Raw genomic sequence first — 10,307 nt, forward strand, 5'->3', positions numbered from 1 at the left:
ATGGGAGAGTAACATGAGCAATGGTTTCAATCGCCGCGAATTGATGGTCGGTTCTTCGTTGGTTGGCCTTGCTGGGGCGGCCGGCCTTCCTCAGACTGCTGTCGCGCAGGCGCGTTCGAGCGTCACGGTGCGCATTGACCGGGAACTTGTGAATTTCGACCCGGCCTACCGGACCGGCCCCTGGGACGCCAATGTGATGCGCTCGGTGTACCAGCGTCTGATGAAGCAAAAGCCGAACTCGGCTGAACTTGAGCTCGACGCCGCAGCGGAGGTCAATCAGACATCGCCGACGACTGTGGATTTCCGGCTGAAACCCGGCCAGATGTTCACGGATGGCTTCGGTGCGATGACGGCGGAGGACGTTAAGTTCTCGTTCGAGCGCATCGGTTTGCCACCGACAGATGGGCGCACACCCTCGACCTATCGCGGTGACTGGACCAGCCTTGACAGGGTTGAAGTCACCGGCGAGCTGACGGGACGGATTGTGCTGAAGGCACCACGCGCCAACCTGTTTGACATTGCGATCGGCGATGGTTCGGGCTGCATTGTCTCGAAGAAGGCAGTTGAGGCTGGCGGCACCACCTATGCGACCAAGCCCATTGGCTCCGGCCCTTTCCAACTGGCTGCCTATGAAAGGCAGCGGGGCGCCACGCTGAAGCGCAACTCCGCCCATGCAGGGCCGCGCCCGGCCTTCGAGGAAATCGTGATCCGCACGATCACCGACCCGCGTACCACCGATCTTGCGCTACGGTCAGGCGAAATCGATTTTGCGGTTTTGTCGCCTTCGATCGCAGAGCCGCTTCGTCAGGTCCCTGGTCTCGTCGTCAGCGAGCAGCCCTCCATCGCCTACATATGGATGGGGATGAACACCGAAAAAGGACCGCTCCAGGATATCCGCGTGCGCAAGGCCATCCGCTTGGGCCTTGATGTCAACCAGATGCTTGCAGCCGGATATGCGGGCAAGGCACCTCGGCTGAACACGCTGCTGCCACCTCAGATATTCGGCCACTGGGCCGAAGCTCCGGTCTATCAGCGCAATGTGGCCGAGGCGCGCAAGCTCCTGGCGGAGGCCGGGCAGACCAACCTGTCGTTCAAGCTCACCATCCTGAACCAGCCAACCTTCCAGACGATGGCACTGGTGGCGCAGGCGCTTCTCCGCGAAATTGGCGTGACCATCCAGATCGATACGCAGGAAGGTGGGACGTACTGGGACGCCGGCAAGGGCGATACCGGCAAGAACCTCGACCTCTTTCTGCTGCGGTTCAACGGCAAGCATGATCCCAACTTTATCATGCAATGGTTTGTCTCTGGCCAAATCGGCACATGGAACTGGCAACGCTGGAACAGCCCAGCCTTTGACAAGCTTTTTGCTGATGCAGCCGCAGAACTGGATCGGCCAAAGCGGCGGCAGATGGCAATCGAGGCGCAGAAGCTGATGGATGAATCTGCTGCTTTTGTCTGGATCACCAATGAGGTGAATATGCTCGTTCATCGCAGCTGGCTGAAGCCTTCTGCCGTGCCGGGCTGGCTTGACTGGCAGTACGACAACTACACCTCGGCTTGAGGTGATTGGTGACATCCAGTCGCCTGATCAAGAATGAGACGGCACAGTATCTTGTCAGCCGTCTCATCACGACCTTGCTAATCATCTTCGGTGCGATGCTGCTGCTCTTCGCGCTGACAGCATTCGTGCCAGGTGATCCTGCGAGGGTGCTGCTTGGGCCGCAAGCATCGCCCGAGCTTTCTGAGCGCTTCATTCGCGAAATGGGGTTGGATCAGCCGATCCATATTCGTCTTTATCGCTTCTTCTCGGCGATGCTCGTCGGAAATCTCGGTGTTGACGTGGTCTCCGGCCGGCCGGTTGCCGGCCTCATTCGCGAAGTGCTGCCCTATACGCTGATCCTCACCTTTGCCGCGCTGTCAGTGTCTGTGGCGTTCGGCGTGCCGCTTGGCATCTATGCGGCAACCCATCGCGGCTCCTGGATGGACAACGCACTCGCCTTCGTGTCGGTGGCGTTTATTGCGATGCCGAGCTTCGTTGTCGCTATTTTCCTGCTCCTTGTCTTTGCGATCTGGCTCGATTGGCTGCCGGTGCTCGGCGCCTCGCGTACGGGGGATTTCTGGGATGAGTTCAAGCGCATGATCCTGCCGACCGTCGCCATCGCGGTCGGCTGGACTGGCTACTTCGCCCGGCTGATGCGCTCTTCGATGCTTGAAGTGATGGCTGAGCCGCATGTGCGCACAATGCGCGCCTATGGCCTTTCGGAAGCGCTCGTCACCTACAAATACGCGCTGAAAAACGCCTGCATACCTGCGGTTGCGCTTCTGGGCTTTGGCATCGGCCGCGTCTTGGGTAATGCGGTCTTCATCGAGGTCGTTTTCGCGCGCCCGGGGATTGGCCGGCTGATCTACGAGGCGATCTCCAGTCGCAATTACCCGATTGTCCAGGGTGCGGTTCTGGTGCTGGTCCTGCTGGTTGTGGTGGTCAATCTTCTTGTCGATCTGTCGTATTCTGCGATCGATCCGCGCATCCGCCGTGAGCCCGCGGCCGTCTCTGGCGTCAAGACATGACAAGCGCAACCCTGACTCAAGAGGATGGCGTCATCGGCCTGCTTGCGCGCGTCTCGCGCTCGGTGACTGGCCTCGTCGGCATGATCATCGTCGCGCTCGTTATCCTGACTGCGGCCTTCGCGCCATTCCTCTCGCCCCATGACCCCGATGCGATCGACGTGCTTAACCGCTTCGCAGGGCCTTCGCTAAAGCATTGGCTCGGAACCGACCATCTCGGACGCGACCTTGCCTCTCGATTGATGCATGGTTCGACCGTCGCGATGGGTGTTGCGCTTGCCGCCATATCGGTTGCGGTCGTGGTCGGAACGACGCTCGGTGTCATCGCGGCCTATATGCCATCGCGCTGGGAGCGCATTGTGCTGATCATCTTTGACGTGATCTTGTCCTTCCCAAGCCTGATTCTCGCGCTCGCGATTGTTGCCGTGTTCGGCCCTTCAACCACGATGGTTGTGGCCATAGTTGCCTTCACGCTGATGCCGCAGTTTGGACGGGTCGCGCGGGCGCAGGTGCTGACGCTGAAGACCGCACCCTTCCTCGAGGCGGAACGTATCCTTGGCGCCTCGCATCTCAGGATCATCCTGAGCCATATTCTTCCCAATATCGTCGGACCGCTGGTGGTGCTTGCGTCCATGGATATTCCGGTGGTGATCACCATCGAGGCGGGGCTGTCATTCCTTGGACTTGGGGTCAGGCCGCCGCAATCCAGTTGGGGAACACTCATCCAGGATGGATATCAGTATCTGTCAGACAGTTGGCTGCCGGTCACGGTCGCGAGCGTCTCGCTCGGGGTGGCAACGCTCGGCTTCACGCTGTTTGGTGAGGCACTGCGCGATGCGGCCGATCCGCGCCTGAGCAAGGGGCATTGATCGCCATGGATGCTCTGACGTCTCCGCTTGTCAGCATTCGTGATCTGACGATTGATGCCACAACCACGCGCGGCGAGGCGCATATCCTGCGCGGGCTTTCGCTCGATATTGGACGTGGCCGGATCCTGGGTGTGGTCGGCGAGTCGGGTTCTGGAAAATCGACATTGGCCCTGGCGCTGTTGAGGCTCTTGCCCGCGAATGTGAGCCGAGCGTCGGGTCAGATACTGCTTGATGGGACAAATCTGCTTGCGCTGAACGCGTCCGAGATGGGTGCCTACCGCGGAACCCGGATCGCCATGATCTTTCAGGATCCGATGACGGCGCTCAACCCGCTCTTCACCGTCGGTTCGCATCTGACGGACGTGTTGCGCCGGCGCGAGCCCGGCATTGCACGCCAACAGGCGCTGCAGCGCGCTGAGTCGATGCTGACGTTAGTGGGCATCGCCGATCCGGCACTCCGGCTCAATGCCTACCCGCACCAGCTTTCAGGCGGGATGCGCCAGCGCATCATGATAGCCATGGCGCTGCTCGTGCAGCCCGACCTGCTCATCGCTGATGAACCGACAACCGCGCTCGATGCAACGGTTGAGGCGCAGATCGTCGAGCTTTTCTCGGAACTGCGCACCAAGTTCTCAGGTTCGGTCGTCTTCATTTCGCATCATCTCGGGCTTGTCGCCGAGTTGTGCGATGACATCTGCGTCATGTATGGCGGCGTGATTGTCGAAAGCGGACCCGTTGACGATGTGCTTGCCCGCCCGAAACATCCATACACCCGCGCGCTCCTCGACTGCGAGATTGATGACAAGGGGGAAGGTCGCCTCGTATCGATCCCGGGCGAGGTTCCCGATCCGGTTTCACAGTTGACCGCCTGTGTCTTCCTGCCGCGTTGCGCGCATGTTGCGGAGCTGTGCCGCGGCGGACAGCCACGTTTGGCCCCGGTATCGCCGCACCATTCCAGCGCCTGCGTCAGAGCGCAAGAGGTGCTGGTTTGAGCAATCCCTTCATCGAGATCAAGGATGTCGACGTTGTCTTCGGCGGCCGGGTGCGCGCTCTGGACGGTGTTAACCTGAGCGTCAGCAAAGGTGACATCATTGGTCTGGTCGGAGAATCGGGTTCCGGCAAGACAACCTTGTGCAAGGTGCTCATGGGGTTGGCGCAGCCAACATCAGGTCAGATCGCCATCGGCAGCGAGATGCTGTCAGACATTTTGGCGCGCGATCCCTTGGCCTTCCGGCGCAGAGCCCAGATGCTGCTGCAGGATGCTGCGGCCTCGCTATCCCCACGTATGCGTATCGGCCAGCTTCTTGAAGAGCCGCTGAAGATCCATGGCTTGCCGCTGACAGAAGGGCGCGCGCGGATCAGCGCGCTTTTGAAGCGGTTGGGCCTTCCCGAGAATGTGTTGGCCAAGTACCCCCATCAGGTCTCCGGTGGGCAGGCGCGGCGCGTGGCGATTCTGCGTGCGCTCTTACTGACGCCTGAAATCATCGTTGCCGATGAGCCCACAGCAGGGCTCGATCTTTCGGTGCAAGGCGATCTTCTGAACCTCATGCTGGATTTGCAGGGTGAATTTGGACTGACCTATCTGATCGTCAGCCACAACCTCAACGTGATCCGCCGGACCACGCGCCATACGGCGGTGATGTATCTCGGGCAGATCGTCGAGGAAGCCCCGACTGCGGCCATCTTCCGGACCCCGGCACATCCCTACACCGTCGCGTTGCTCTCGACGAACCCCAGCATCGATCCGGCGCGGCGCCAGAAGCGCATTGTCGTGAAAGGCGAGATTCCGAGCGTGGTGAATCCGCCGAGTGGCTGTCGTTTCCACACGCGCTGTCCGGTTGCGCAAGACCGTTGCTCATCCGAGGCGCCGGAGCTGCGCGCATCCGCGCCGGGACGAAGCGTGAGATGCCATTTTCCGCTGAATGCGGACGCTTTGCTCGCAACGATTTGAGAACGGAATGACATCGTTCACTCTGGACGAGATCGAGGAACTCGCCGCCGAAGCTATGATCCGGCTTGGGGCAACGCAGACCAATGCGCGCCCTGTTGCCCGCTCGATCCGGCGAGCCGAAGCCGACGGCATCCGCAGTGTCGGATTTGGTTACCTTCCCACCTATCTCGCACATCTCAAAACCGGAAAGGTCAAGGGCGACGCGGTGCCGATCGTCGGGGTGGCGCGACCCTCCGCGGTGATCGTCGACGCCGCGCACGGGTTTGCTCATCCCGCCTTTGATGCCGGCCTTCAGCCGCTGATCGATGCCGCGCGCACAAACGGTTGTGCAACGCTGGCGATTTCGCGATCCTACTCGATCGGGGTCCTGGGACATCCAGTTGAAGACATCGCAAAGGCTGGCCTTGTGGCGCTGGCAGTGTCGAATTCTCCGCCTAATATTGCCCCGTGGGGCGGTCGCATTCCATTGTTCGGCACGAACCCGATGGCGTTCGCGGCACCGCGCATTGATGCTGCTCCACTGGTGATTGACCAGGCGACCAGCGTTGTCACCAAAGTCACGCTTGTGGAGGCATCGCGTACGGGAAGCACCATTCCCGAAGGCTGGGCGCTCGACGCGGATGGCCAGGCAACAACCGATGCTGCGGCAGCGCTGAAGGGCTCGATGTTGCCATTTGGTGGCGCAAAAGGCGCAGGCATCGCCCTGATCATCGACCTGCTCGCCGCCGCATTGACCGGCGCGAATTTCTCGAAGGACGCATCGCCCTATGCGAAGGCCGACGGCCCGCCGCCTGGCGTGGGTCAACTCTTCGTCGCCTTCGATCCCGGGGCCTTCGCTCCAGGTTTTCTTCACCGCATCGAGGATGTTCTGGCGGCCATGTTGGCCGAGGATGGCGTACGGCTGCCGGGAGACAGGCGTTTGCAAATGCGGGACAGATTTGCGACTGAAGGTGTCACAGTCGATGATGACCTGCTGTTTGCGATCACAGGACGAGCGCCTTGAAGATCTCTGCCATCCGCGCGACACCAGTTAATATTCCGCTCGAAGCGCCGTATCTGTGGTCATATGGATCGCTGGCTGGCTTCTCCAAGACGATTGTCGAAGTCGAAACTTCCGACGGCATCGTGGGCCTTGGCGAGGGGCCGTCGCCGGCCAATGTCCAGACCATCACGAATGTGTTTGCGCCGCGGCTGATCGGACGGGACCCCGTCGATATTGCTGGTGCGGAAGAACTGTGCCTGCCGTCCTGGCGGGGCATCTATACCGATGTCGACTTTGGCCTGATCCGCGCTTTCGGCGCTGTCGAGATGGCGCTGTGGGACATTCGCGCAAAGGCGTGGGGACGACCGCTTTACGACCTTTTCGGAGGTGCCCATCGCAAGGAGATTGCCTTTACCGATTACTTTTCCTTTCGCGAGCTGCAGAATGGAAAGGGCGGAGAGACGACACCGGAAGCTGTGCTCGACTATTGCCTCGGTCAGCGCGAGCAATTTGGCACAACGATGTTTGAAGGCAAACTCTCGACCGCCGACCCAGAGCCAGGGATCCGCACAGTCGAGATATTGCGCGACCGCCTTGGGGCAACAGCCGTGCTGCGGGTCGACTCGAACAAGGCCTATTCGCTGACAGAGGCCCGCCGTATCGTTAGGAGGCTGGAGCCACTCAATATCCGCTGTTGGGAGGATCCGGTGGCCACATTCGAGGACATGGCGAAGCTGCGTCAGCACACAGCCATTCCCTTTTCGGTCCACACACCCAACATCAGGCAGGCTCTCGCGCTTGGCGTGCCGGACGCGTTTTGTACCGACGTCAATGTTCATGGCGGCATAGGTCGCGCGCTCCGCTTTATTGGCGCTTGCGAGCAGCTTGGTCTCGATTTCTGGTGCTATTCAGGGGATAGTGGCATCGCTAGCGCGGTCTATCTTCATCTTGCCGCGGCACATGCGCATATCCGCGAGCCGTCGCAGTCGCTGTTCCACATGCAGCCGCTGGATGTGATCGCAGAAGGGCCGTTCCGCCCCAGAAACAATGTCTTGACCGTTCCGGAAGCGCCCGGAATCGGCGTGACGCTCGACCATGACAAGCTCGCTTTTTGTCATCGGGCCTTCGTCGAAAACGGGCCGTTCAACAAGTTCCATGATCCCGACAGGCCTGGCCGTTTCCGCCGTCTGCCGCTTGCCTGAGGAGTTGCCATCATGATCCCTGACGGCATGCCGCCCATCTATATCTCTTACCTAAACCGCCTCGACATCGAAGCCCTGGCCATCACAGACGATGAAATTCTCGGCGCGATCGAGGATGCTCTGGCGGCGCAGGGGCGGGGCGAAGCGGTGATCGAGCCGCGCATGCATCTCGAACCTGGTGTGGCGCGCGGTCATTTCAACGTCCTGCGCGGTTCGCTTGGCGGCTCCATCGATGCGGCTGGCGTCAAGGTCGTCGGCGATTTTGTCGACAACTACCAAAAAAACCTGCCATCCGAACTGGCTGTGCTGACGTTGTTCGACCGGTTCGACGGGAGACCCAAGGCAATCCTCGACGCATCCGGCATTACCGATATGCGGACCGGTGCCGTTACTGCAATCGGTGCCAAGTATCTCGCCCGCAAAGGTTCGAAGGTTCTCGGCCATGTTGGCGCGCGTGGAACGGCATATTGGAACGTGCGGTTGCTGGACCGGCTATTTGATTTCGATGAAATCAGGGTCCATTCCCGACGGCCCGAGAGCCAAAACGCGTTCGCCGAGCGCTTGAGCCGGGATTTGGGCAAACGGGTGGTGGCTACGAAGGACTGGCGTTCCTGCGTTGAAGGCGCGGATATCGTGGTCGAGGCCTCGCGCCTGCCCGAACCGGCACCGATGCTCTTGACGGAGTGGATCAAACCCGGCGCATTGGTTGTGCCCTATGGCACCATGAGTGCGGTCGAGCTTTCACTGACGGATATCATGTCGAAACTGGTCGTTGACGATTGGGGCCAGTGCAAGGGCGGCAAGTTCGGCTCATTGCGGGCCCATGTCGAGACCGGTCGATTGTCCGAGCGGACACTCCATGCAGAGATGGGACAAATCGTCGCTGGACTGAAGCCCGGACGCGAGCGCGAGGAGGAGACCAATCTATTCTGGCATCGCGGGCTTTCACTCTCGGATATCGCACTCGGCCACGCCATGCTCGCCAAAGGCGAGCGGCTCGGGATCGGCCAAAGGCTGCGCTTCGCATGATCGCCAATGCCCGCATGTATGCCGTAACGCCCGAAGCGGAGGTCGCTTGGCAGGAGATCATTGCGCGCGTCTCGGCGGAGGTTGGGGCCAACCTCGAGTATCTTGCCTATCCGGCACCTCAGCCGCTTGAGCCCCTATGGCGACGACCGGACCTCGGTTGTGTCTTCATGTGCGGCTATCCGATCGCGCTTCAGCTCGCGGATGTCATTCCGATTGCTGCGCCCATCCCCGATGCGCCATGGGCTGCGGGCAGAGCGGTCTATCGCTCGGACCTGATCGTGCGCCACGACGCGCCATTCGAGACGCTGGAGGATACCTTTTCGGGCCGCGTCGGCTGGACTGTCGATCACTCGCATTCCGGGTTCAATGCACTTCGCCACCATCTGCTGCCCTATCGTTCGCCCGAGCGCCCGCAGGTCTATGCGCAAGCGACCGGCAATCTCGTCACGGCGCGGCGCATTCTCGATGAGGTTCTGGCGGGCAGCATCGATATTGGCCCACTCGATGGATATTGGAATATGCTGATTCGGCGTTGGAAACCGGAGTTAACCGCCGGAATTCGAACGCTCGCCTCCACCGAAGTTGCGCCGATGCCTGCCTTCGTTGCGTCAGCCGGAGCCGATCCGGGCCTTGTCGCAGCCTTGCGTGCTGCCTTTGCTGCCGCCAAAGACCAAAGCTGGTTTCCGGCGCTTGCCGAGCCACTCCTCATCACTGGTTTTCAGCCAATGGAACTTGCCGACTACGCACTCACCCTCGAATGGGATTTGACGGCCAAGAACGCAGGCTATCCGGTTCCTGCCTGAGTGTTTGCGGTCTCTACGGCACTTCGGGCAAGCAAGTCGCCCTGCAATGCCGAATATGGCGAGGTACATTGGGATGTCGAGAGTGCGCCGCAGTCGCGCACAGGAAGGAGGTTGCGCATTCCAGCGATCGTGGGCATCTGTTCCACGCGATCGTGGGCGCGTGTTCCAGAGCATCGTGGGCAGCCGTTCCATGAGCGTGGGCATGTGTTTCGGCCGACGTTTTCAGAAGGTCAGGGGTTGGGTTCGCGGTCAAGTTTTTTGTGGCGGGCGTTGATCTTTCGCATGCTGTCTCCGGCCAGTTCGAGTCGATGGGCGTTGTGGACGAGCCTGTCGAGGATGGCATCGGCGAGGGTCGGGTCGCCGATGACGTCGTGCCAGGTGTCGACGGGCAGCTGGCTTGTGACGATGGTGGCGGCGCGGCCATGGCGGTCCTCGAGGATTTCCAGCAGGTCACGGCGTTCGCTGGTGGCGAGGGTGGCAAGGCCCCAGTCGTCGAGGATCAGCAGGTCGGCTCGGGCGATAACCTTCAGCGTTCTGGCGTAGCGACCGTCGCCACGGGCGAGCGCCAGCGCTTCGAAGAGGCGCGGGACGCGGTGATAGAGGACGCAGCGCCCGTCCCGGCAGGCCTTCTGGCCGAGGGCGCAGGCAAGCCAGCTTTTTCCCAGGCCTGTGGCGCCTGTGATCAGCAGGTTCTCGGCACGGCCGATCCAGCCGCCGTCGGCGAGGTGGGCGAAGACGGCACGGTCGATGCCGCGGGGCGTGCGCAGGTCGACATCCTCGATGCACGCGGCATGGCGCAGGGCTGCGAACTTCAGGCGTGTGGCGAGGCGGCGGCTGTCGCGCTCGGCGGCCTCGCGGTCGACGAGCAGGCCGAGGCGTTCCTCGAAGGTCATGGCATCGCAG

10 protein-coding genes are annotated in these 10,307 nt (G+C 61.2%); 9 read left to right on the forward strand and 1 reads right to left on the reverse strand.

The window, feature by feature from the left end; genetic code table 11:
* The first annotated feature begins 13 nt into the window (after positions 1–13).
* From ACOVQ0_RS02030 to ACOVQ0_RS02070, 9 genes are read left to right on the forward strand one after another with little or no spacing between them, the layout of a single operon-like run.
* Entirely contained in the window at positions 14–1,564 is a 1,551-nt protein-coding gene (locus ACOVQ0_RS02030) for an ABC transporter substrate-binding protein (protein WP_421879555.1), read from the forward strand.
* Between the two features lie 8 nt (positions 1,565–1,572).
* Positions 1,573–2,571 (forward strand): ABC transporter permease, encoded by a 999-nt coding sequence (locus tag ACOVQ0_RS02035; protein ID WP_421879558.1) that lies wholly within the window; start codon positions 1,573–1,575, stop codon positions 2,569–2,571.
* Positions 2,568–3,437 (forward strand): ABC transporter permease, encoded by an 870-nt coding sequence (locus tag ACOVQ0_RS02040; RefSeq protein WP_421879561.1) that lies wholly within the window; start codon positions 2,568–2,570, stop codon positions 3,435–3,437. Before ACOVQ0_RS02035 ends, ACOVQ0_RS02040 begins: the two co-directional genes overlap by 4 nt.
* A gap of 5 nt (positions 3,438–3,442) precedes the next feature.
* Positions 3,443–4,429 (forward strand): ABC transporter ATP-binding protein, encoded by a 987-nt coding sequence (locus ACOVQ0_RS02045; protein WP_421879564.1) that lies wholly within the window; start codon positions 3,443–3,445, stop codon positions 4,427–4,429.
* Positions 4,426–5,388, forward strand: coding sequence for an oligopeptide/dipeptide ABC transporter ATP-binding protein (locus ACOVQ0_RS02050; RefSeq protein ID WP_421879568.1), 963 nt, complete (start codon positions 4,426–4,428; stop codon positions 5,386–5,388). Before ACOVQ0_RS02045 ends, ACOVQ0_RS02050 begins: the two co-directional genes overlap by 4 nt.
* Entirely contained in the window at positions 5,360–6,391 is a 1,032-nt protein-coding gene (locus tag ACOVQ0_RS02055) for an Ldh family oxidoreductase (protein ID WP_421879572.1), read from the forward strand. Before ACOVQ0_RS02050 ends, ACOVQ0_RS02055 begins: the two co-directional genes overlap by 29 nt.
* On the forward strand, positions 6,388–7,572 hold the full coding sequence (locus ACOVQ0_RS02060; protein WP_421879580.1) for a mandelate racemase/muconate lactonizing enzyme family protein: 1,185 nt from the start codon (positions 6,388–6,390) through the stop codon (positions 7,570–7,572). The genes ACOVQ0_RS02055 and ACOVQ0_RS02060 overlap by 4 nt, the downstream gene beginning before the upstream one ends.
* Positions 7,573–7,584: 12 nt before the next feature.
* Positions 7,585–8,601, forward strand: a complete 1,017-nt coding sequence (locus ACOVQ0_RS02065) for an ornithine cyclodeaminase family protein (RefSeq protein WP_421879587.1) — start codon at positions 7,585–7,587, stop codon at positions 8,599–8,601.
* Positions 8,598–9,404 (forward strand): phosphate/phosphite/phosphonate ABC transporter substrate-binding protein, encoded by an 807-nt coding sequence (locus tag ACOVQ0_RS02070; protein WP_421879590.1) that lies wholly within the window; start codon positions 8,598–8,600, stop codon positions 9,402–9,404. The genes ACOVQ0_RS02065 and ACOVQ0_RS02070 overlap by 4 nt, the downstream gene beginning before the upstream one ends.
* A 230-nt stretch (positions 9,405–9,634) precedes the next feature.
* Here the strand turns inward: ACOVQ0_RS02070 and istB are convergent.
* Positions 9,635–10,307 (reverse strand): IS21-like element helper ATPase IstB (gene istB / locus ACOVQ0_RS02075; protein WP_421879593.1); only part of this gene is annotated, 673 nt, incomplete at its 5' end.

Origin of the sequence: Novosphingobium sp., from assembly GCF_049240505.1 — a bacterium.
Lineage (GTDB): Bacteria > Pseudomonadota > Alphaproteobacteria > Sphingomonadales > Sphingomonadaceae > Novosphingobium.